The organism is Lysobacter humi (ex Lee et al. 2017) (assembly GCF_054781815.1).
This window is the reverse complement of sequence record NZ_BAAGTR010000001.1, coordinates 417,232-439,770: the sequence shown is the minus strand read 5'-3', so window position 1 is coordinate 439,770 and position 22,539 is coordinate 417,232. Positions and strand designations below refer to the sequence as shown.

Here is a 22,539-nt window from a genome sequence, read left to right as displayed (position 1 = left end):
CCTTGGCTGGAGTTGGATCAGGCGATGGAGCGGTCGGTGTGCCGCGTCAGGGTGCGGATGGCGCGGCGCGCGCCCGCACCGCGCGGTAGCGCCCGCCCGGACCGACCGCGGGCCCGCGCGGGTCGACGTTCGCGCACAGGCGCTCGCCGCAGAGGGTCACGTCCGCGGCGTTGTAGGCGCGTAGCAACGCCGCCTCGATGCGATGACGCTCCACCTGTTCACGCGCGTGTGCCACGGCATAGGCGGCGGCGCCGACGGCGAGCACGCTGCCGGCCAGCAACGCGAGCGGCGCGGCCCAGCCCCACAGCCTTCGCTGGCGACGCAGCGCCTGCGCGCTCGCGCGCAGTTCGGCGCTCGCGCGGCCGGCATCGCCTGCGAGCGCGGCGAGGCGCTCGCGGTAGCCGGCCGCCGCATCACCAACGCCCGCCTGCACGACCTCGTGCGCATGCGTGCGGAGCATGTGGAGCGCATCGGACGCCACGCGTTGGCCCATGCCGTGGAGGTCGCGCGCACCGGCTTCGAGCCGCGCGCCCTGTTCGACGAGCAGCGCGATCACGCGCGCGTCCCGCTCTTCCATCCGCTGTGCGAGCGCGAGGAGCTTGAGGGTGAGGTCGCGTGCGTCGTGGTGGGTGGCCGTCGCGTCGATGGCGTGCGCCGTCACCTGCGCAGCACCGGTGCGGCAGCTGCAGGCGCCTCCGATGCGCCGGCCGCCGTCGCGAGCTCGGGCTCCGACGTCCGCGGCTCGCGCGATGCGTTCGCGGCGTCGCGCATCTGCTGGCTCCACGCGCGGCCGGCGTCGGTCGCCCCGTAGGCGTCGACGCTCGCGGCGAGCTGGCGGTCGTCGTGGCCCATGTAGGCAGCGAACACGCGCTCGAGCATCGCGTCAACCGGCGCGCGCGCCGACGCGGGCATCGGCTCGATCGTGTCGGACCGCCCCGTGCGCCGCTCGATGCGCGCGTCCAGCACCGGATCGATCGGATCCTTGTGCTGCACGCCCGGCCGTGGCGATTGATCGTTGACCGTGTCGCGCACGCCATCGCGGTCGAAACCGCGCGTGCCGTAGAGGCCGAACATGCCCGTCTCCGAGCGATGGATCATGAACTTCGACGGATCCGCAGGCACCGGCATCGGCTGCAGGAACGGGCGATCGCTCGTGCGATTGATCGCTTCGACCACGAGGTTGTGGCCGAGCACACCCAGGCCGTTCTCCGCATAGGTGCCGGCAGGATCGCTGTGCGCGCCGGCGACCACGACGTTGAGGTTGCGCCGGTCCTCACTGAAGCCCAGCGGGACATGCTGGTTCGAGCGGAACAGGTCGCGGCGGTCGTGCTGGGCCGAGATCTGGAACGTGGTGAGCGTGGAGCCCTTCATCGCGCGGTCCTCGTCCTTGACGCCTGTCGCGACCGGGTCGACCAGGATCGCGACCTGCGGCGTCTGGCCGGGCGGGACGAGCAGCGGCCGGCTCGAGTCGTAGCGGATACGGGTAGCGAGGCCTTCGCGGTCGTAGTCGACCTTCGCGCCTTCGGGGTCCCGGATGCCGCGTTCCGCGATCAGCCGCTCCAGTGCAGCGACGCCTTCGGCTCCCCGGCTGAAGCCGAGGCCCACGACGCTGATGCGTGCCTGCGGATCCTCCTGCAACCAGGTCTTTGCCTGCACGCAGAACTGGTAGTAGGCCGTCTCCACCCGATCCTCGAACGAGTGCGCAAAGCGCCCGTCGAGGAGGCGTGACGGGAGCCGGTGCAGGCCGTTCTGGGTGAAGGTGCCTTCGACGTAGCCCGAAGCTACGTTCTCGGGCTTCGTCTTCTCGATCTGATCATGGATGCGTGCGACCACGCTGTGCTGCGTCGGCGCATCGTCGTGCAGACTGTTTCCGGTTCCGTCCATCGCGGCGACATAAAGCCGGTCATGCGGGTCGCCCACGCGTCGGAGGACCGGCATGCGCAGCTGGTCCAGCTGTTCGCCGGCGATGCGATAACTGTCGATGTGCTCCGCCGATGCGGGATACATCGTGTCTTCAGGCTTGCGTCCGATGCTGCCCATGCCGTCCTCCTTGACGGATCAATAGGTTCTGCTGAACACCTTGATCAGGTCATCCCGGAAGTCGCTGTGCCGATTTCCAGGAATCTGTAGTTCACGCGTCGAAAGATGCGCGCGCATATACACGTTGATCGTGCGGTCATTCACTTCGAGGATGATGGCCGGGGCATGATCCGAGGCGAGCGTGGCCTCCGGCATCTCCTCCTTCCGAAGACGGTGACGGATCAGCTCATCCTCGAAGATCTGGGCGAAGTCGACGTCGGCTTCGAGCGGTGTTCCGCTGCGTGAGCGCCACCGGACTTGGGCAGGCGGCGGGAAGTTCGGGATGGGTCCGCGTCCCGCGCTCAGCAGCTTGTCGAGCGGACGGCCGAACGATGCGATGGGGGGGCTCGGCGATGGATTGCCGTGCTGGAAGCCGCGATAAAGGATCTGGCAGGCCTGCGTGTCGAAGCAGTGGGCACCGAAGTAGTGGAACTTGAACTTCAACGGCCACCGCGCCTCTTCGGCCTCGGTGCGGTCCTGTGGCGGCTCGGGTACGGCAGTGCGACTCATGGCGGCGGGACATCCTGTCAGTGCCAGTGAAACAGCGAGCAGTAGCGGGGCGTTTCGACCCGTGCGCGAAGCGGTCATCGCATCCATCCTTGGCGACTTTTGCAATCCTAGGCGCGGTGCGGCGGCCGTGCAATCCGCACCGCGATAGGCTGCATGCCGATGTCTCGCCCTCCGCGCTCAGCGCGCGCAGAGGGGCGCAGCATCAGAACGGAGCGTCGTCGTCGTTGACGACGGCCGGCTTCTTCACGACGACCTTCTTCGCCGGCGCCTTCGATGCAGCAGCCTTCTTCGCCGGCGCCTTCGTCGCGCTGGTCGACGCCCTGGCCACGGACTTCCCGGCCGTCTTCTTCGCGACCTTCTTCGCCGCCTTCTTGCCGACCGCCTTCTTCGCGGGTGCCTTGGCGTCGGCCGGCGCCTTCGCCGCCTTTTTCGCCACGACCTTCTTCGCCGCCTTCTTCGCGAACTTCGCGCGCACCGGCTTGCCGGTGGTCGCGAGCAGTTCCTCCGCCTCGTCGAGCGTGAGCGCTGCCGGGTCGCGATCCTTGGGGATCCGCCCGTTCATCTTGCCGTCGGAGAGGTACGGCCCGAAGCGCCCGTTGAGCACCTGCACCTCATACCCGTCCCACTGCTTGATGATGCGGTTGCGCGCGATCTCCTCCTTCTGCTCGATGAGTTCCACCGCGCGCTCGAAGGTGATGCTGTAGGGATCGTCCTCCTTCGCGAGCGAGGCATAGGTGCTGCCACGCTTGGCGAACGCACCGAAGCGCCCGATGCCCACGCTCACCTTCTCGCCCGCGCTCTCGCCGAGCGTGCGCGGCAGGCCGAACAGCTCGAGCGCGTCCTCGAGCGAGATCGAATAGATGCTCTGGCCCGGCTTGAGCGAGGCGAACTGCGGCTTCTCCTCCTCCTCGCTGGTGCCGATCTGCACGAGCGGGCCGAACTTGCCGATGCGCGCGCTGACCTGGCGGCCGGTCTTCGGATCGCTGCCGAGCACGCGCACCGAACCTGCATCCGTGCGGTCGATGTTGTCCTTCTTGTCGTCGACCAGTTCCTTGAAGGCCTTCCAGAACCGCTCCATCAGCGGTACCCACGCCTCCTCGCCGCGGCTCACCGCATCGAGCTCGTCCTCGAGCTTGGCGGTGAAGTCGTAGTCGACGTAGCGGGTGAAGTGCGCGGACAGGAACTTCGCCACCGCGCGGCCGACGTCGGTCGGGCGGAACCGGCGGTTCTCGAGCTCGACGTACTTGCGCGCCTGCAGCGTGCCGATGATCGAGGCGTACGTGGACGGGCGGCCGATGCCGTATTCCTCGAGCGCCTTCACCAGCGAGGCTTCCGAATAGCGCGGCGGCGGTTCGGTGAAGTGCTGGTCGGCGAGCACGCGCAGCAGCGGCAGCCGGTCGCCCGGCTTCATCGCCGGCAGCTTGCGGCCTTCCTCGTCGTCCTCGGCGCTCTTGGTGTCCTTGCCTTCCTCGTAGACGGCGAGGAAGCCCGGATCCACCACCGTGGTGCCCGAAACGCGGAAGCTGTGCTCGCTTCCCGCGGCGAGGTCCACGCTCACCGTGTTGAGGATCGCCGGCACCATCTGCGAGGCGATCGCGCGCTTCCAGATCAGCTCGTACAGGCGCCGCTCGTCGTCGGGCAGGTACTTCGCCACCGAGGCGGGCGTGCGCAGCGCGGAGCTCGGGCGGATCGCCTCGTGGGCTTCCTGCGCATTCTTCGACTTCGTCGTGTAGGTGTTTGGCTTGTCGGGCACCGCGCCGGTGCCGAAGTCGCGCGCGATCACGTCGCGGATCTCGACGATCGCGTCCTGCGACAGGTTCACCGAGTCGGTACGCATGTAGGTGATCAGGCCGACGGTGCCCTCGGCGCCGATCGGGAGGCCCTCGTACAGCTTCTGCGCGACCTGCATCGTGCGGCGCGTGGTGAAGCCGAGCTTGCGCGCGGCCTCCTGCTGCAGCGTGGAGGTGATGAACGGCGGCGAGGGGCGGCGCTTGCGCTCCTTGCTGGTGACGTCGGTGACCTGCAGCACGCCGTTCGCCGCCTTGGCGATACGGTCGCGCGCGGCGAATGCATCCGTCTCGTTGGTGAGCGTGAACTGCTCGACCTTCTTGCCGTCGAGCTTCGTCAACTTGGCGTTGAACTGCTGCGACGGATGCTGCACTTCGCCTTCGATCGTCCAGTACTCGCGCGCGATGAAGGCTTCGATCTCCTCCTCGCGCTCGACGATCATGCGCAGCGCCGGCGACTGCACGCGGCCCGCCGACAGCCCGCGCTGCACCTTGCGCCACAGCACCGGCGAGAGGTTGAAGCCCACGAGGTAGTCGAGCGCGCGGCGCGCCTGTTGCGCGTCGACCAGCGGCTCGGCGATCGCGCGCGGGCGGGTCATCGCCTCCTTGATCGCGCGCGGCGTGATCTCGGTGAAGACCACGCGCTCGAGCGAGCGGTCCTTGAGCAGGCCGCGCTCCTTGAGGATCTCCGCGATGTGCCAGCTGATCGCCTCGCCCTCGCGGTCCGGGTCGGTCGCCAGGAACAGGTGCTGGGCGCCCTTGGCGGCCTTGGCGATCGCGTCGACGTGCTTCTCGTTCTTCTCGATCAGCTCGTAGCGCATGGCGAAGCCGCGTTCCGGGTCGACCGCGCCCTCCTTGGGGACGAGGTCGCGGACATGGCCGTAGGAGGCGAGGACGGTGAAGTCCTTGCCCAGGTACTTGTTGATCGTCTTCGCCTTCGCGGGCGACTCGACGATGAGCAGATTCTTGGCCATGGCGGCTCGAAAGGGGCGGGGGCCCGGTGCTGGCGGTCGCGCGGAGGGTCCGCGCGTCGATGGAAAAGCGGCGTGGAAAAGCGGCGACGCCCGCGGACAGGTCCGCGGGCGCGCCAGGCATCTATATCTAGTGTCATCACGCGCCGGCCGCGGCTGTCAAGCCGGGCCTCGCGTGAAGGTCATCCCGAGGCGCCGGACAGGATGCCCGCCAGCACCGCGATCACGAACACGCCGACGACCAGCAGCAGCCACAGGCCGAGCACGACCTTGCTCCCGGTGTTGAGGGCCTCGTCCTGCAGGTCCGCGCGGTCGGTGAACGCGTGCCGGTCGACCACGATCGTGTCGCAGATGAGGTCGTGCAGGGCCTGGCGCCGCTCGGTGGCCAGCACCATGACGAGGGTCGCGATCGCACCAAGGCCGCAGGTCAGCAGGATGCTGAACAGGTAGGCCACGCTGCGCAGGAAGCCGCGCCAGAAGCCGATCGGCGAGCCGTCGGTGCGCACGATCTTGATGCCGGCGACGCGCTTGCCGAGCGTGGCCTGCGCGTCCGACGCCTGCATCCAGCCGTAGTAGACCGCCGGGATGCCGATCTGCACCGCATACATCGCGACGATGAAGCCGATCCCGAGCCCCGCGGCGGCGGCACCGTCGAAGAGCGTGCCGGCGCCCGCGCCGAGGGCGAGCACCATCGGGATCAGGAGCACGTAGGAGAGCAGCGCCGTGAGCACGCCGTCGACCGCATTGCTCGCAAAGCGCTTGAGGAACCGCGCATGGACCACCGGGCCGCCGGCCACGGCGAGCCGCGGCCGGACCACGCCCGCCGTCGGCGGCGCATAGGGCGAGGATGCCGGCCGTTCGACGAGCTCGTAGGGATTGACGCCTCCGACGGCGGCCGTCGCCGGGAGCGCGCCGACGTCGGGCAGGCCGAGGACCTCGTTCGCCACCTCGTGGAACGGGCGCCAGCCGGCGAGGCCGTCGCGCCAGACGAGCGCATCGGGCGCGAGCTGCCCGTTCGCATGGAGCGCGGCGAGGTCGGCGGCGGCGACCGGGCCGAGGCGGTTGCGCTGGGCGTCGCTGTAGTACCAGACGGTCATGTTCAATCCTGGGGGCGCGCGCGGCACGCGGCCGGTCGGTAGTTGGCGGGCAGGTCACCGCCGGAGCAGTCCCAACCACCGTCGGGCGTGGCGACGAAAACGATCGTGCGACCGTCGACCTTGCGGTGCGTGCCGGCGAGGGTGATCTCGAAGGCGCAATGGCCTTCGGCGGTGGTGCCGACGCGCACGCCGGTCGCGAGCGCGTCGGACAGGCCCGCTTCGCCGGTGTCTTCGGGGCAGCGGCCCAGCGCGCGCCGGGCATTGGCGATGCCGGTGCGCAGCGCGAGGTCGCGCGGCGCGATGAAGGCATTCGCGTTCGCCCGCACCGTGTACTCCTGGTAGGCGGGCAGCGCGATCGCGGCGAGGATCGCGATGCCCGGCACCGCGAGCACCAGCACCACGATCAGCGCGATCAGGCAGCCGCTCAGCGGCTTCTTCGCGGGCGCCACGGGCCGGCCACCGGCCCGCGGCGGGGCGGCGTGCGCGGTCACGGCGGGGGCTGCAATCCCCGGCGGCAGGGGCGGCGGACGGCTCGCGTCCGGCGTGACGCTGTAAAGATCGAGCTCCTCGGCGAGCCGGTCGAGCGGCTGCCACTCGCGCAGGCCCTCGCGCCAGACCAGGCTGTCGCGGTCGATGCGGCGTTCGCGATACAGCGTGCGCAGGTCCTCGGCCGAGACCGGGCCCATCCGGCCGCGGCCGGGGTCGTGATAGAACCAGTTCAAGCATGCCCCCGGAGCGGCGGCGCCCCTCCCCGGGCCCCGCGGACGCCTAATGTACCGGCTCGGGCTCGTCGAGGAACATCTGCGTCTGCATCCAGGCGTAGGCGGCCTCGCTGCCGGGCTGGTTGAACAGCGCGATCAGCACCACCCACTTGAGGTCGTCGAGGTCGAGCTCGTCCTGCTCCAGCGCGAGCGCGCGGTCGAGCACGAGCTCGCGCTGCGCCGCATCGAGCACGCCATGCTGCTCGAGGAACATCAGGAAGCCGCGGCAGTCGGCGTCGAGCTTCTCGAGCTCCTGCGCCGCGTAGATGCGCACCGGTGCGTCCCGGCGCGCGCGGGCGACCGCCGGGCGCTGCTGCGCGAGGGCGTCGAGCCAGTCGAAGGCCTTGTGGATCTCGGCGGGCGAGAAGCCCGCCTGGGACAGCTCGTCGACGAGGGCGCCGCCGGTGCGGACGTCGGGATCGTTGACCGGATCAGTCTCGTCGGAAATGACGTGTTCGAAGAGGTAGAGCAGTACGTCGAGGATGCTTTCTTTCATTTCCCTCGGCCTGCCGGGCGGATGCGGAGCACGCGTCCCCTCAGGCCACGCGGTAGAAGCGCCCGTGCTGCTGCGCGACGCGGCCCTCGAGCTCCATGACCAGCAGCATGGAGGACAGCCGGGAGGGCGTCAATCCGCTGCGCTCGGCGAGCTGGTCCATATCCGTGGGGTCGAAGCCGAGCGCATTCCACAAGGTGTCGTGGTCGGGCGGTAGCGCGCCTTGCGTGTCGCCGGGCGCGCCGCGGGGCGGCTTCCACGCGTCCGACGGGAAGAGCTCGTTCTGCAGGGCTTCGGCCTCGCGCGCGGCCGACGGCGCGAGGATCTCGATCACCTCGTCGGGCGACTGCACCAGCTGCGCCCCGTCGCGGATCAGGCGGTGGCAGCCGCGCGCGAGCGGGTTGCGGATCGAGCCGGGCAGGGCGAAGACCTCGCGGCCGGCGTCCGCCGCCAGGCGCGCGGTGATCAGCGCGCCCGAGCGTTCCGCGGCCTCGATCACCACGGTGCCCAGGCACAGCGCCGCGAGGAGGCGGTTGCGGCTCGGGAAGTGCTCGCGCCGCGGGCCGGTCCCGGGCACGTGCTCGCTCAGCACCGCGCCCGAGGCGCAAAGTTCGGCGTGCAGGTCGGCGTTCGTGCGCGGGTAGGCGATGTCCGGCCCGGTGCCGAGCACGGCGAACGTCGCCCCGTGCCGCAGGGCTGCGCGGTGGGCCGCCGTGTCGATCCCCGCCGCGAGGCCGCTGCCCACCACGAGCCCCGCGCGTGCGAAGGCGGCGGCGAACTCGGCGGCGTGCTCGCGCCCGCCCGGAGTCGGTCCGCGGCTGCCCACCACGGCGACCGCGGGGCGCCACAGAAGGCCGATGTCGCCCGCGACGAACACGGCGACCGGCGGGTTCGCGGCCGCGCGCAGGGCCGGCGGGTAGTCGGGGTCGGTCCAGCCGATCACCCGGCGGCCGGGCTGCGCGAACCAGGCTTCCGCGGCCGCGAGGACGTCGCGGTCCGGCGTGCGCAGGGCGCTGCGCTGCGCCGCGTCGAGTCCGGCGACGGACCAGCCGGCGGGATCGGCCAGCGCCTCGACGGGGCCGGCGGCCCCCTCGAGCAATGCGCGACGCGGTGCGAGGGGGCCGCCGCAGGCGGCGAGGGCGACGAGGGCGAGGGCGGGTTCCGGCATTCCGCCACCGTGCCGCGGAAACGACGACGGCGCCCTCGGGCGCCGTCGCGTGGATCTGTAGGAAAACTCCGAACGTCAGTACGCGGCGTCCGGATGCTTCAGCTCCTGGCCGACGCGCGTCGGGCGGATGCCGCTCATCACCAGCGCATAGCTGACCTTGTCGAAGGTGCGGAACACCATCACGTGGCTCGCGAACTCGTCCGGCAGGCGCACCTTGCCGCCCGCGCCGACGGTGTCGGCATCGCGCTCGCTACCGACGCGCACGCGGTCGGCGACGCGGCTGCCCACGCGCCAGGTCGAGAAGACGGTGCCGTTGTCGACGCCGTCGCGCGCGCCGACCGACAGCGCGACCACGTCGTTGCGGCCGCCGCTGGTGAGCATGTCGGTGACGGCGAGCACGCGGGCGCGGCCGTATTCGAACTGCGCCTTCGGCGGATGCGGGAAGAACTGCAGATCATAGGGCTGCGCCTCGACCGGCACGATGCGGTCACCGACGCGGATCTCGCGGCCGTAGCCGTCGAGCACCAGCGTCGCGGCCTGGATGCCGCCGACCTCGCCACGCGAGATGGTGCCCACGCCGTGCTGCATCAGCTCGATGCCGAGCGCCTCGCTGCCCTTGTCCGGCGTCACGACGTCGGTCCAGTAGTTGGCGAAGTCGATCGTGCGGCGGCCGCGGAAGTCGAGGTCCTGCGAGCGATGGATGTCGCAGCAGGCGGTGCGGTCCAGCCGCGTGTAGCGCACCATCGGGCGCACCACCGCATAGCGCTGGCCGGGCTGCGCGTTGGCGAGGCCCTTGACGTAGACGACCTGCCCGCCGGTGCTGCGCAGGCGGTCCTCCTCGAGGCCGACCACGTGCGGCAGGCCCTCGACGCTGTCGACCACGCGCAGGTGCTTGAGGAACGGCTCGACCTGCGCGAGCGGCACGCCGGTGACCGGCGCCTCGGTGCGCGGGCCCGGCTGCACGGCCACGCGGTCGAGGTAGGCGAGGGAGAGCACGTCACCCGGATAGATCAGGTGCGGGTTCTTGACCTGCGGATTGGCCTGCCAGATCTCCGGCCACAGCCACGGGCGCTTCAGGAAGCGGCCCGCGATGTCCCACAAGGTGTCGCCCCGCTTGACGGTGTACGTGTCGGGATGGGCCGTCCGATCCTGCGAGACCGCATGCGCGGCGACGGTCAACAGCGCGGCGGCAGCCGCCACGCGGAAAGTCTTCATCATGTCCATGAACCTGGTTCCCCAGCAGGCGCACCCTTGAAGGGCTCGGGCACTATAGCCCACGGCCCCGCGACGATGGCAACGCCTGCGGGGCGGTAGAATGGCGCCCTGTCGTGCGGTTGTGACGGCCGCCCCTGTTTCCTCCGCACCCCGTTCAGGCCTGCGTGCCGCCCGAACGCGTCGGCGGCTTCTCCCGGTGACCGCCCATGGCCCAGCTCGAAATCCTCGAATTCCCCGACCCCCGCCTGCGTACCGTCGCGGCGCCGGTCGATCCCGCGCAGGTCACCACGCCCGCGTTCCAGACGCTGCTCGACGACATGTTCGAGACGATGTACGAGGCACCCGGCATCGGCCTGGCCGCGAGCCAGGTCGACGTGCACCAGCGCTTCATGGTGATCGACGTCTCCGAGGATCGCAGCGCGCCGATGGTGTTCGTGAACCCGGAGATCCTCGAGCGCGACGGCGAGCAGGTCTACCAGGAAGGCTGCCTGTCGGTGCCCGGCATCTTTGCCGACGTCACCCGCGCCAACTCGATCGTGGTGCGCGCGATCGGCCGCGACGGCCAGCCGTTCGAGATGCCGGCCGACGGCCTGCTGGCGGTGTGCATCCAGCACGAGATGGACCACCTCGCCGGCAAGCTGTTCGTCGACTACCTCTCGCCGCTCAAGCGCGAGATGGTGCGCAAGAAGCTCGCGAAGGCGAAGCGCCAGTCGGCCTGACGCCACGGCCGTCGCGTCGCCGGGCCCGCATCGCGCGGCGCGCCGTCCACGCCGAAGCCGCGATGCGATGCAGCGTCGCGCCGAAGCGGCGCACGCCGGCATGCACGCATACCGCGCAGCCTCGGAACGCGTTCCCCACCGCTGACATGGATCCCGACGCACGCCCATGAGAATCGTCTTCGCCGGCACGCCGGAGTTCGCCGTCCCCAGCCTGCGCGCCGCCTGCGGCAAGGCCGAGGTCGTCGCCGTCTACACGCAGCCGGACCGGCCCGCCGGGCGTGGTCGCGGGCTCGCCGCCTCGCCGGTGAAGCGCGAGGCGCTCGAGCGCGGCATCCCGGTGATGCAGCCCGAATCCCTGCGTACGCGCGAGGCGAAGCAGGCGCTGCGCGCGCTGGCGCCGGACCTGATGGTGGTGGTCGCCTACGGCCTGCTGCTGCCGCAGTCGGTGCTCGACATGCCGCGCGACGGCTGCTGGAACGTGCATGCCTCGCTGCTGCCGCGTTGGCGGGGTGCGGCGCCGATCCAGCGCGCGATCGAGGCGGGCGATGCCGAGACGGGCGTCTGCCTGATGCGCATGGAAAAGGGGCTCGACACCGGCCCGGTGCTGCTCTCGCTGTCGACCGCGATCGCGCCGCAGGAGACCGCGGGGCAGCTGCACGATCGCCTCGCCGAGCTCGGCGCGCAGGTGCTGTCCGACGGCCTCGGCCTGTTGCGCGCGACGTTGTTGCCACGGCCCCAGCCGCAACCCGAGGCCGGCGTGACCTACGCGCACAAGCTGGAGAAGCACGAGGCACGGCTGGACTGGACGCAGCCGGCCGCGCTGCTCGCGAACCGCGTGCGCGCCTTCAATCCGTGGCCGATGGCCGAAGCGCAGATCGCTGGCGAGCGCGTGCGCGTGCATGGCGCGGTGGCGATCGACGAGGCGCACGGCGCCGAGCCGGGCCGCGTGCTGCGCGCCGGTCGCGAGGGCATCGACGTCGCCTGCGGCAGCGGCGTGCTGCGCGTGCGCGTGCTGCAGCGCGAGGGCGGGCGTGCGATCACCGCCGCCGACTTCCTCAACGCACGCCAGGACCTGCGCGGCGCGTGAGTCGTCGGCCGCCCCGTCGTGCGCCGACCGCGCCCGTGGCACCGGGCGCCGCCGTGCGCGCGACCGCCGCACGCGTGCTCGATGCGGTGCTGCACGACGGACGCTCCCTGCGCGCCGAACTCGGTCCCGCGCTCGCGACGCTCGCCGATCCACGCGACCGCGCGCTCGCCGAGGCCGTCTGCTTCGCCGTGCTGCGCGAACCCACGCGCTATGCGGCCGCGCTCGATGCCTGGATGCCGCGCCCGCTGCCGCGTCGCGAGCATCTCGTGCGCGCGCTGCTGTTCGCCGGCTTCGCGCAGCTGGCGATCGGATTGCCCGCGCATGCCGCGGTGGCCGCGACCGTCGATGCCGCGCGCCTGCTCGGCCATGCGCACCAGGCCGGGCTGGTCAATGCGCTGCTGCGCCGTGCGGCGCGCGATGGCCTGCCGCCGGGTGATCCGCAGGCGCACTGGCCGGAGGCGCTGCGTTCCCGCCTGCGCGCCGACTGGGGCGACGGCGCCGATGCGATCTTCGCCGCGAGCGCCCGGCCGCCGCCGCTGTGGCTGCGCGTCAACCGCAGCCATGCCACACGCGAGGCCTGCATCGCCACGCTGCAGGCCGCCGGCCTCGCCCCGGTGATCGACCCTGATCTGCCGGACGCCCTGCGACTCGCCGATGCGGTGCCGGTCGCCACGCTGCCGGGCTTCGCCGACGGCCTGCTGTCGGTGCAGGACGGCGCCGCGCAGGCGGTCGCCGATGCGCTAGCGCCACCCGCCGGCACGCGCGTGCTCGATGCCTGCGCCGCGCCCGGCGGCAAGACCGCGCACCTGCTCGAGCGCGACCCCTCGCTGCGCCTGACGGCGCTCGACATCGAGCCCGCACGCCTCGCGCAGGTGCGCGACACGCTGGCGCGTCTGCGCCTCGACGCCGATCCGCGGCTGGTCGCGGCCGACGGCGCTGCACTCGCCGACTGGTGGGACGGCACGCCGTTCGACGCGGTGCTGCTCGACGCGCCGTGCTCGGCGACCGGCATCGTGCGGCGCCAGCCCGACGTCCTGCTCCATCGACGCGAGAGCGACATCGTGGCCTTGCTCGCCCTGCAGGCGCGCCTGCTCGACGCGCTGTGGACCACGCTCGCGCCCGACGGCACGTTCGTCTACGCGACGTGCTCGGTGCTCCGCGACGAGAACGAGCGGCAGGTCGCGGCCTTTCTCGCGCGCACCGCGGATGCGGTGGTCGAGCCGCTCGATGCGCGCTTCGGCCGCGAGAGCGGCGTCGGCCGGCAGGTGCTGCCGGGCGAGCGCGATCGCGACGGCTTCTTCTACGCGCGGCTGCGCAGGGCGCGCTGATCGCTGGGGCGCGGCGGCACGCGCCGTCATCGACGGGTGGCCGCGCGTCACGCGTCGGGTGAAAACGTGATCAGGCGCGTACGACGCCGAGGGCGGGCGTCGATCGAGCCTGCGTCGCGCTGTCGTCCCGCAACCTCGCCATTCCGTTCCCGCGGGCCGGCCATCGCGGTGCGTCCTTCGGTGCGACCACCCGCACGGCACCTTTCCGGCGACGCGCTCGGCGAACGCGCTCGCGGCATCCGCGGCGCCCGGCGTCAGCGCCGCTACCATGGTCCGATGCTGCCGACGACTTCCGAATCCCGCGAACGCTGGCTGTTCTGGCTCGTCGCACTGCTCGTGCTCGGCGCCGGCTTCGGCCTGCGCGATCCCTGGCCGGCCGACGAGCCGCGCTTTGCGCTGGTCGCGCGGCAGATGGTCGAGAGCGGGCAATGGCTGTTCCCGATGCGCGGCGACGAGCTGTATTCGGACAAGCCGCCGCTCTTCATGTGGCTGCAGGCGCTCGCACTGACACTGACCGGACATCTGCGCACCGGCTTCCTGTTGCCCTCGCTGCTCGCCTCGCTCGGCACGCTGGCGCTAGTGCGCGATCTCGGCGCGCGCCTGTACGACTGCCGCGCGGGCGCATATGCGGCCTGGGGCCTGCTGTTCGCCTTCCAGTTCACCTTCCAGGCGCGCCGTGCGCAGATCGACCCGGTGCTGGTGTTCTGGGTCACGTTGTCGGTCTACGGCCTGCTGCGCCACGTGCTGCGCGGGCCGGACTGGCGGATGTGGTGGCTCGGCTGGCTCGCCGCCGGGCTCGGCGTGATCAGCAAGGGCGTGGGCGTGATCGCCCTGCTGGTGCTGCTGCCCGCCGCCTTCGCGATCGCACGCGGCTGGCAGGGCGCCGGCGCGATGCACTGGCGCTCGCCGAAGGCCTGGCTCGGTCCCGCGATGCTGCTGGTGCCGGTGCTCGCCTGGCTGATCCCGATGCTCGCCACGGTCCGCGCGAGCGGCGATCCCGCGCTGCAGGCCTATGCGCAGGACATCCTGCTGCGGCAGACCGCAAAGCGCTACGCCGACCCGTGGCATCACCACCAGCCCGCCTGGTACTTTCTCGGCGTGATCGCCACGCAGTGGCTGCCGACGGTGCTGGCGATCCCGTTCGCGCTGCGCGGCTGGCGCGAGGCGCTGCGCGCGCGCGATGCGCGGCTGCTCGTGCTGCTCGGCGGCGCGGCCGCGATCGTCGCCTTCTTCAGCCTCAGCGCGGGCAAGCGGGAGGTCTACATCCTGCCTGCGCTGCCGCTGCTGTGCCTCGCGCTCGGGCCGTGGCTGCCGCGCGTGCTCGAGCGACGCGGCGCACGCGCCGTCGCGTTCGCCGTAGCGGCGGCATTCGCGCTGCTGCCCCTGGTCGTGGGTGCGCTGGTGGTCGTCGGCGAGCCCCGCTTCGAGGCGCGGCTGGGCGTCGCGGCCGGCGTGCCGGAGCGCGTGGAAGCGCTCGGCGCCGCCCTGCTCGCGATCGGCGCCGCCGGCACGGCCTGCCTGCTCGCATTCCGCGTGCGACGCGGGCATCTCGCCCTCCTTGGCACGCTCACGGCGCTCTGGGTCGGCGTCGGCCTGCTGCTCGCGCCGACGATCAACGACGCCAGCTCCGCGCGTGCGGTGATGCAGCGCGCCGCACGCGCGCTGCCCGCTCGGGCCGAGCTCGGCCTCGTCGCGTGGAAGGAGCAGAACCTGCTGATGGCCGATCGTCCGGCCCGCACGTTCGGCTTCAAGCGCACGCCGCAGGACCAGCTCGCCGATGCGCTCGCCTGGCAGCGCGCCGCGCCCTCCGGACGGTGGCTGCTTCTGGAGGAGGCGGCGCTCGCGCCGTGCATCCGTCGAGGCGAAGTGGTCGCCCTCGGGCGCAGCAACCGGCGCACGTGGTGGCTCGCGCCGGCGTCCGCGACCGTCGACTGCGCGGCGTCGAAGGCGATCCTCAGCCCGTCGACCGCGCCGCCAGCAGCCGGTACTTGAGCGCGGCGTAGCGCGCATGCAGCCGATGGAAGCGCCAGCCGGCGCGCCCGTCGATCCATGCGCCCCGCAGCACCACGTTCTTCAGCACATAGGCCGCCGCCGCGAGCGCGCCGCGCCCCGCGGTGGCGCGGCGTCCGCGCGCGGCCTGCTGTTCGGCCCAGAGCCGCGCATAGCGCTGCAGCTTGTTCCAGTACTCGGCCTCGCTACGTGCCGTGTCGTGCTCGAGCACGATGTCCGACGTGCGCACGCGGCAGCCGGTGACGTCGAGGAATTCGTGGACGGGCACGTCGCCGTGGCGCAGGTGCGACCGGAACAGGCGGTGCACCGGCTCGCGCGCGAAGCTGCCGGCGCGCATGGCATGCCCGAGGAAATGCGTGCGCCGCAGCAGCAGCCAGCAGTCGGCGTCCTCGAGTGGACCGGCGAACAGGGCGCGCAGGCGTTGCTGCGCCGGGGGCTCGAGCCATTCGTCCGCATCCAGCAGCAGCACCCAGGGATGCGTCGCGCGGGCGATCGCCGCGTTCTTCTGCCGCGCGAAGCCGTCCCAGCCGCGATGCTCCACGCGCGCGCCGAGCCCGCGGGCGATCTCGACGGTGCCGTCGGTCGAGCCCGAGTCGAGCACGATCACCTCGTCGCAGATGCCGCGCATCGAGTCGATGCAACGCGCGATGCGATCGGCCTCGTTAAAGGTGATGACGACGCCTGACAGGGGCAGCGGTGAAGGCATGGGCGCGTGGGTGTTCGGTTCGCGGCGAGTATAGGCGCCGCGATGCGTGCCGCTTACCCTGATGCGTCCCCGTGGTGGAGTGGCCGATGACCCCCGTGCGCCCGCGCGTGATCCATTTCGTGACCGGCGGCTTCTCCGGCGGCGCAACGCAGGTCGCGATCGCGCTTGTCAACGCGGCACGCGAGGGCGGGCGCGTGGAGCCGCTGCTGGTGCTGCGACGCAAGCGGCGCACCGATCCCGCGCGCATCGCCGAGCTCGAGCGCGCGGGCGTTCCGCTCGCGGTCGTGCCCGGCTGGTCGCACCTCGCCACGATCCTCGCGCTGGTCCGGCTGTGCAGGCGCTGGCGCCCCGACGTGCTCGTCGCGCACGGCTTCTCCGAGCACCTGTGGGGGCGCTACGCCGGCCTGCTCGCGCGCGTGCCCGCGCTGGTGCACGTCGAGCACAACACGCGTGAGCGCTACACGGCCTGGCGTCGCATGCAGACACGCTGGCTCGCGCGACGCACCGCACGGATCGTCGGCTGCTCGGACGGCGTGCGGCAGGTGCTGCTCTCGATGGGCATGCCGGGCGAGCGCACGGTCGCGATCCCGAACGGCATCCGCACCGCGCCCTTCGCCGATGCCGGGGCGCATCCGGTGGCCGCGCGCGAGGCCGGCATCGTGATGGTCGCGCGCTTTTCCAAGCAGAAGGACCACGCCACGCTGGTGCGCGCCATCGCGAAGCTGCGCGAGCGCGGGCTGCGGCCGACGCTGCTGCTTGCCGGTGCCGGCAAGGCGCAGCATCGCGCACCGATCGAGCGCCTCGTGGCCGAGCTCGACCTCGCCGACCAGGTGCGCTTCCTCGGCCTGCACCGCGACGTGCCGGGGCTGCTGCTGAGCCAGCGCATCTGCGTGCTCGCCACGCACTACGAGGGCATGCCGCTCGCATTGATCGAGGGCATGGCCGCGGGGTGCGCGGTGATCGGCAGCGCGGTGCCCGGCGTGCGCGAGGTGATCCGCGACGGCATCGACGGGCTGCTCGTGCCCGAGGGTGATGCGGATGCGCTCGCCGACGCGCTCGCGCGCCTGCTCACCGACGATGCACTCGCCACGCGGCTCGGCACCGAGGCGCACGCGATCGCGACCACGCGGTTCAGCCGCGAGCGGATGGCCGACGACTACGAGGCGCTGGTGCTCGAGCTCGTGCGCTGATCACCAGCGCAGGCGGCGTCGCGCGATGACGCCGGCGAGCTCGGACTGCAGGGCGCGCGCGGCCTCCACAGGCAGGAAGCGCACGTGCAGCGGCGGCGTGTTCATGCCCGCGCCGGCGGTGTCCAGGCGCAGCGTCGCGGTGCCGAGGCGGCGGTCGAGCGGGGAGCGCGCGACTTCGATCGCCTGCAGCGCGTCGACCTCGGCGAAGCGCCACGTCCGCGACCACGCACCGTCGCGCACGCGCACCAGGTGGCCGTTCCAGGCGTGCGCCATGTGGCGGATGCGCCGCCTCGCGACGAGTAACGCGACCGGGATCCACAGCAGCGGCAGCAGGCCGATCGTGCCGAAGCGCACGGTGAGCGCGATCGCGGCGACGATCGAGATGAGCGTCTCCGGCAGCGCAAGCCGCCAGAAGTGCGCGGGCGGGGCCGGATGCCACTCCGGCGTCGCCCAGCCCGCCGTCGGCAGCAGGTGCTCGATCAGGCCGTCGCAGGCCGCGGGCGTGGCGATCGGCGCGAGCTCGTGCAGCGTGCGCTGGCCGTTGTCCGGTTCGCCGCCGGTGGCGATGTCGACCTGCAGCGCACGCCGCCCGAAACGCCGGTGCAGCCAGCCCTCGCGCAGCGTCCACGCCTGGATTCGACGGCGCGACAGGCTCGAGCGCCAGCGTGCGAGCAGGCCGCGCTCGACCACCAGCCGCGCACCGTCCTCGCGGAGCTCGAAGCCGTGGTACTGGGCGAGCGCGAGCAGCACCGAGAGCAGGCGCAGGGCGGCGAGCAGGGCGAGCGCGAGCGCGCCGAATGCCACGGCGTAGTCGAGCGGCTCGAACCCGTGCGCACCGCCGTAGCCGGTGACCTCGTTCGCGAAGCGACCGAGAAGCTTCCAGACGAAGCGCGAGTCGCCGGCGTCGGGCCCGAACTGGGTGAAGCTCGCCGCGCCCGCAATGGCCACCACGAGCCCGCGGTTGGACAACAGGCCGAGCCGCAGGACCTCGGCCGTGGACAGGCGCAGGAGGGGCGTTGCGGGCGGGGCTTCGACCGTCGCCTCGGCTTCGGCCGGGGCGGCGACGCCGCGCCGCCGCACGAGGGCCTCCAGCGCGAGCGCGTCGTCGAGGGCCAGCACGCGCATCTCGGCCTCGGGACGCTTGCCGCCGGCCGATTCCAGCTTGACCTCCGCCACGCCGAACACGCGGTGCAGCACCGACTGGCGCAGCGCCACGTTCTGGATGCGCGCGAACGGGATGGTGCGCGCGCTGCGCTCGAGCAGGCCGCTGCGCACCTGCAGGTGGTCGTCGAAGACCGCGAAGCGGTAGGTGAAGTAGCGCCAGATCGCGACCACCACCAGCGCGGCGACACCGATCAGCGGCCAGAGCTCGTTGCGATCGCCGCGGCCGAAGAACACCAGCGCGACGAGCGGGGCGATGAACTGGCGCATCTGCTGCAGCAGCACGAACAGCCACGACATCGGATGCAGGCGGCGCTCGCGCACCTGCAGCCCCGGCAGCGGCGCGGGCAGCGGCGGCGGAACGGGGGGCGCGTCAGCCGTCGACATCGTCCGCCCGCCGCGAAAGTGCGTCACGCAGGCGCTCCGCCTCCGCCTCGTCGAGGTGCGGCAGCGCGACCGTCGCCGCGCGCGTGCCCGCGGTGTGCACCACGAGCGTCGACAGGCGCCGCCGGCGCTGCAGCGGGCCGCGCTTGAGGTCAAGGTGCTGCACGCGCGACGCGGGCACGCGCGTCTCGCGCTGCCACAGCGCGCCGCGGCGCACCGCGAGGCCTTCGGCGTCGAGCCGCCAGGCGATGCAGCGGTACTCGCGCAGGCCGCGCCAGGCGGCGATCACGATGCCGGCGAGCAGGCCCAGTGCGCCGGCCACGAGCGGCGACATGCGGTCGCTGGCGACCGCGAGGACGGTCGGCGCGACGGTGAGCGGGAGCACGAAGGCGGGCAGCAGGCCGAGCACGATCGGCAGGCGCGCGCGCTGCGGCAGCGGCTGCCACGGCGCGGCCGGGGGCGGGAGGTCGGGCGAGGGGTCCATGCGGTCTCCGCCGGTGCTCAGTAGCAGTCCGGCCAATAGGGGTTGCCGCCATCAGGCTGCACGGAAAAACGCTTATAGGTCCACTGGTACTGCGCGGGATCGCGCCGCGCGATGTGCTCGACCGCCGCGTTGAGCGCGGCGACGGAGACCGCCGGGTTCGTATCGGCGACCGCAGGCGGCGCCGGCTCGATGTGCAGCGCGAAACGCGGGCCGCGTGCGTCGTCCGCGATGCGCTCGCACCAGGCCATCAGCACCGTGGCACCGGTGCGCGCGGCGAGCCGGCCGACCAGGCTCATCGTCAGCGCCGGCTGGCCGAAGAACGGCGCGAACTCGCCCTCGCCCTGCTTGGGCTGCTGGTCCGGCAGGATCCCGGCAACGCCGCCGTCGCGCAGCCACTTGAGCAGCTGGCGCACGCCGGCCGCCTCGGCGCGCACCTGCGTCACCCGCCCTTCGGCCTCGCCGGCGCGCACGAGGCGCAGGAAGGCGTCGCCGACGCCGGAGTCCGGCGGCGCGTACAGGATCGCGAGCGGCGTGCGGTCGGCCAGCCAGCGGTTGAGCAGCTCCCAGTTGCCGTAGTGCGGCGCGGCGACGATCACCCCGCGCCCGGCGGCGATCGCGGCGTCGAACAGCTCGGTGCCGTAGTGCGCCTCGATCATCGAAAGGCTCGCCGCGGGCGGCTGCGTCCAGAGGCGGAAGGTCTCGAGCGTCTGTCGTGCGGTGGTGCGCAGCACGGCCGCCTGCAGCCCGGCGCGCTCGCTCGGCAGCAGGTCGGGATAGGCGAGCTCCAGGTTGCGCAGCGTAACCCGCGCCTCGCGCGCATTGCGGCGCAGGGTGCGCGCGGCGAGCGCGTCGGCGAGGCCATGCAGCACGCGCCAGGGCAGCCGCGCGAGCAGCGCGAGCGCGACGTAGAGCGATCGGGCGACGAAGCGGTCGGCGGGGCGGTCCATTGCCGGCAGTCTAGCCGCAGGCCTCTGCTAGCCTGATCCGCCGCCCGCCCGGAGCGTCGATGCTCGCCCTGATCCAGCGCGTCCGCCGCGCCGACGTCGCCGTCGAAGGCGCCACCGTCGGCGAGATCGGCCCGGGGCTGCTCGCGCTCGTCGGCGTCGAGCCCGGCGATGGCGATGCGCAGGTCTCGCGGATGGCGGCGCGCCTGCTCGGCTATCGCGTCTTCGACGACGGTGCCGGGCGCATGAACCTCAGCGTCGCCCAGACCGGGGGCGGCCTGCTCCTGGTCAGCCAGTTCACCCTCGCCGCGGATACGGCCAGCGGAATGCGACCGGGCTTCCAGACCGCGGCGGCACCCCAGCACGCTGAACCGGTCTTCAACCGCCTCGTCGCGGCGTGCCGCGCGGCGCATCCGACGGTGGAAACGGGCCGTTTCGGGGCCCATATGGTGGTGAGCCTGGTCAACGACGGCCCGGTCACCTTCCTGCTGCGGGCCTGACCCGCTCAGCTTCCGGCCGTGCGCCGGCCCAGCCCGGAAAGCGGCGCTGGTATAATGCACGGTTCCCTTGACCCTCATTCACTGGTGGCGCAGCCCATGGCCAACGAACGTCAGACCCAAGCGGCCGACATCAAGCAACTCATCAGCAAGGGTCTGGAGCAGGGTTACCTCACCTATGCCGAGGTGAACGACCACCTGCCCGACGACGTCGTCGATCCCGAACAGATCGAAGACATCATCGGCATGATCAACGGCATGGGCATCCAGGTGCACGAGATCGCGCCCGATGCCGAGACCCTGCTGCTCGCCGGCGAGGCGAGCGGCAACCGCGAGGTCGACGAGACCGCCGCGGAGGAAGCCGCCGCCGCGCTGACCTCGCTCGACACCGAGGGCGGCCGCACCACCGATCCCGTGCGCATGTACATGCGCGAGATGGGCACCGTGGAGCTGCTCACCCGCGAGGGCGAGATCGCGATCGCCAAGCGCATCGAGGAAGGCCTCTCGCAGGTCCAGGCCTCGCTCGCCTCGTTCCCCGGCACCATCGCGCAGATCCTCGGCGACTACGAGCTGCACAAGGCCGGCAAGAAGCGACTCGCCGAAGTGATCGTGGGCTTCCTCGACCAGATCGACGAAGTGCCCGAGCCCGCACCGGTGGTCGACATCGATGCCGTGGAGGAGGACGAGGACGACGTCGAAGGCGCCGACGAGGCCGAGGAGGCCGGCCCGACCGGTCCGGACCCGGTCGAGGTCGCCAACCGCATGGGCGCGCTCGGCGAGCTCTACGCGAAGTTCGAGAAGTGCCATGCCAAGCACGGCCCGGACCACAAGAACACCAAGAAGGTGCGCGAGGAGATGGCGGAGATCTTCGTCACCTTCAAGCTGCCGCTGAACCTCACCGACGCGCTGGTGCGCAACCTGCGCGAGTCGGTCGCCAAGGTGAAGGAGCACGAGCGCCGCATCCTCGACCTGTCCGTGCGCGTCGCGAAGATGCCGCGCAAGGACTTCATCCGCGCGTGGGATGGCAACCAGACGAATCTGGAGTGGGTCGATGAGCTGCTCAAGCGCAAGCAGAAGTGGGCCTCGGCCCTGCGCGACGTGAAGGATCGCATCGTCTTCGAGCAGCAGGCGACGATCGACGAGGAGCAGCGGATGAAGGTCACGCTGGTCGATCTCAAGGAGATCAGCCGGCACATGGCCTACGGCGAGGCCAAGGCGCGCAAGGCGAAGAAGGAGATGGTCGAGGCCAACCTGCGCCTGGTGATCTCGATCGCCAAGAAGTACACCAACCGCGGCCTGCAGTTCCTCGACCTCATCCAGGAAGGCAACATCGGCCTGATGAAGGCGGTCGACAAGTTCGAATACCGCCGCGGCTACAAGTTCTCGACCTACGCCACGTGGTGGATCCGCCAGGCGATCACCCGCTCGATCGCCGACCAGGCGCGCACCATCCGCATCCCGGTGCACATGATCGAGACGATCAACAAGCTCAACCGCATCTCCCGCCAGATGCTCCAGACCTACGGCCGCGAGGCCACGCCCGAGGAGCTGGCGAAGGAGATGGACATGCCGGAGGACAAGATCCGGAAGGTCATGAAGATCGCGAAGGAGCCGATCTCGATGGAGACGCCGATCGGCGACGACGAGGATTCGCACCTCGGCGACTTCATCGAGGACACGAACGTGATGTCCCCGATCGACGCGACCACCGACATCAATCTCTCGGAGACGGTGCGCGACGTGCTCGCGAGCCTCACCCCGCGCGAGGCCAAGGTGCTGCGCATGCGCTTCGGCATCGACATGAACACCGACCACACGCTGGAAGAGGTCGGCAAGCAGTTCGACGTGACGCGCGAGCGCATCCGCCAGATCGAGGCGAAGGCGTTGCGCAAGCTGCGTCATCCGAGCCGTTCGGAACAGCTGCGCTCGTTCCTCGACATCGACTGAT

The 22,539-nt window shown here is 71.7% G+C and carries 20 protein-coding genes; 7 read left to right on the top strand and 13 right to left on the bottom strand.

Features of this window, described 5'->3' with window-relative positions; translation table 11 throughout:
• Positions 1-46: 46 nt before the first annotated feature.
• From ACYVJJ_RS01985 to ACYVJJ_RS01945, 9 genes are all read right to left on the bottom strand, one after another.
• On the bottom strand, positions 47-661 hold the full coding sequence (locus tag ACYVJJ_RS01985) for a hypothetical protein (RefSeq protein WP_460830669.1): 615 nt from the start codon (positions 659-661) through the stop codon (positions 47-49).
• Positions 658-2,040 (bottom strand): phospholipase effector Tle1 domain-containing protein, encoded by a 1,383-nt coding sequence (locus tag ACYVJJ_RS01980; protein ID WP_460830667.1) that lies wholly within the window; start codon positions 2,038-2,040, stop codon positions 658-660. The genes ACYVJJ_RS01985 and ACYVJJ_RS01980 overlap by 4 nt, the downstream gene beginning before the upstream one ends.
• Positions 2,041-2,058: 18 nt before the next feature.
• Positions 2,059-2,589, bottom strand: coding sequence for a hypothetical protein (locus tag ACYVJJ_RS01975; RefSeq protein ID WP_460830665.1), 531 nt, complete (start codon positions 2,587-2,589; stop codon positions 2,059-2,061).
• Between the two features lie 202 nt (positions 2,590-2,791).
• Entirely contained in the window at positions 2,792-5,350 is a 2,559-nt protein-coding gene (locus ACYVJJ_RS01970) for a DNA topoisomerase I (protein WP_460830664.1), read from the bottom strand.
• Between the two features lie 179 nt (positions 5,351-5,529).
• A complete protein-coding gene (locus ACYVJJ_RS01965; protein WP_460830662.1) occupies positions 5,530-6,444 on the bottom strand; it encodes an RDD family protein in 915 nt (304 codons plus the stop codon).
• A gap of 2 nt (positions 6,445-6,446) precedes the next feature.
• On the bottom strand, positions 6,447-7,166 hold the full coding sequence (locus ACYVJJ_RS01960; protein ID WP_460830661.1) for a GYF domain-containing protein: 720 nt from the start codon (positions 7,164-7,166) through the stop codon (positions 6,447-6,449).
• Positions 7,167-7,212: 46 nt separating this feature from the next.
• Positions 7,213-7,701 carry a DUF494 family protein gene (locus tag ACYVJJ_RS01955; protein WP_460830659.1) on the bottom strand — a complete coding sequence of 163 codons (489 nt, stop codon included), beginning with the start codon at positions 7,699-7,701 and terminating at the stop codon, positions 7,213-7,215.
• Between the two features lie 40 nt (positions 7,702-7,741).
• The gene (gene dprA / locus ACYVJJ_RS01950) at positions 7,742-8,866 is read right to left on the bottom strand and encodes a DNA-processing protein DprA (RefSeq protein ID WP_460830657.1); all 1,125 of its coding nucleotides are present in this window, start codon (positions 8,864-8,866) and stop codon (positions 7,742-7,744) included.
• Positions 8,867-8,941: 75 nt separating this feature from the next.
• Entirely contained in the window at positions 8,942-10,084 is a 1,143-nt protein-coding gene (locus ACYVJJ_RS01945; protein WP_460830656.1) for a LysM peptidoglycan-binding domain-containing protein, read from the bottom strand.
• Positions 10,085-10,287: 203 nt separating this feature from the next.
• Here ACYVJJ_RS01945 and def point away from each other — a divergent pair, with 203 nt between their 5' ends.
• From def to ACYVJJ_RS01925, 4 genes are all read left to right on the top strand, one after another.
• Entirely contained in the window at positions 10,288-10,800 is a 513-nt protein-coding gene (def, locus tag ACYVJJ_RS01940) for a peptide deformylase (RefSeq protein ID WP_460830655.1), read from the top strand.
• Positions 10,801-10,966: 166 nt separating this feature from the next.
• Positions 10,967-11,887, top strand: coding sequence for a methionyl-tRNA formyltransferase (gene fmt, locus ACYVJJ_RS01935; RefSeq protein ID WP_460830653.1), 921 nt, complete (start codon positions 10,967-10,969; stop codon positions 11,885-11,887).
• A 35-nt stretch (positions 11,888-11,922) separates the two neighbouring features.
• Positions 11,923-13,215: a 16S rRNA (cytosine(967)-C(5))-methyltransferase RsmB gene (gene rsmB, locus ACYVJJ_RS01930; RefSeq protein ID WP_460830651.1), complete on the top strand. Its 1,293-nt coding sequence runs from the start codon at positions 11,923-11,925 to the stop codon at positions 13,213-13,215.
• Positions 13,216-13,491: 276 nt separating this feature from the next.
• Entirely contained in the window at positions 13,492-15,207 is a 1,716-nt protein-coding gene (locus tag ACYVJJ_RS01925) for a glycosyltransferase family 39 protein (RefSeq protein ID WP_460830650.1), read from the top strand.
• Here ACYVJJ_RS01925 and ACYVJJ_RS01920 read toward each other — a convergent pair.
• Positions 15,170-15,931 carry a glycosyltransferase family 2 protein gene (locus ACYVJJ_RS01920; RefSeq protein WP_460830648.1) on the bottom strand — a complete coding sequence of 254 codons (762 nt, stop codon included), beginning with the start codon at positions 15,929-15,931 and terminating at the stop codon, positions 15,170-15,172. The genes ACYVJJ_RS01925 and ACYVJJ_RS01920 overlap by 38 nt on opposite strands.
• Before the next feature lie 86 nt (positions 15,932-16,017).
• On the opposite strand from ACYVJJ_RS01920, the gene ACYVJJ_RS01915 reads away from it, so the two are divergent.
• Positions 16,018-17,121: a glycosyltransferase gene (locus tag ACYVJJ_RS01915; RefSeq protein WP_460830646.1), complete on the top strand. Its 1,104-nt coding sequence runs from the start codon at positions 16,018-16,020 to the stop codon at positions 17,119-17,121.
• Here ACYVJJ_RS01915 and ACYVJJ_RS01910 read toward each other — a convergent pair whose 3' ends face one another.
• The 3 genes from ACYVJJ_RS01910 to ACYVJJ_RS01900 form a co-directional block, all read right to left on the bottom strand.
• Positions 17,122-18,582: a PH domain-containing protein gene (locus tag ACYVJJ_RS01910; RefSeq protein WP_460830878.1), complete on the bottom strand. Its 1,461-nt coding sequence runs from the start codon at positions 18,580-18,582 to the stop codon at positions 17,122-17,124.
• A 73-nt stretch (positions 18,583-18,655) separates the two neighbouring features.
• On the bottom strand, positions 18,656-19,150 hold the full coding sequence (locus tag ACYVJJ_RS01905; RefSeq protein WP_460830644.1) for a PH domain-containing protein: 495 nt from the start codon (positions 19,148-19,150) through the stop codon (positions 18,656-18,658).
• Between the two features lie 17 nt (positions 19,151-19,167).
• A complete protein-coding gene (locus ACYVJJ_RS01900; protein WP_460830642.1) occupies positions 19,168-20,097 on the bottom strand; it encodes a lauroyl acyltransferase in 930 nt (309 codons plus the stop codon).
• Between the two features lie 59 nt (positions 20,098-20,156).
• Here ACYVJJ_RS01900 and dtd point away from each other — a divergent pair, with 59 nt between their 5' ends.
• Positions 20,157-20,594, top strand: coding sequence for a D-aminoacyl-tRNA deacylase (gene dtd, locus ACYVJJ_RS01895; RefSeq protein WP_460830640.1), 438 nt, complete (start codon positions 20,157-20,159; stop codon positions 20,592-20,594).
• A 96-nt stretch (positions 20,595-20,690) separates the two neighbouring features.
• Complete coding sequence (gene rpoD, locus ACYVJJ_RS01890) at positions 20,691-22,538, top strand: RNA polymerase sigma factor RpoD (protein ID WP_460830639.1); 1,848 nt, start codon at positions 20,691-20,693, stop codon at positions 22,536-22,538.
• The last annotated feature ends 1 nt before the right edge of the window (position 22,539 follow it).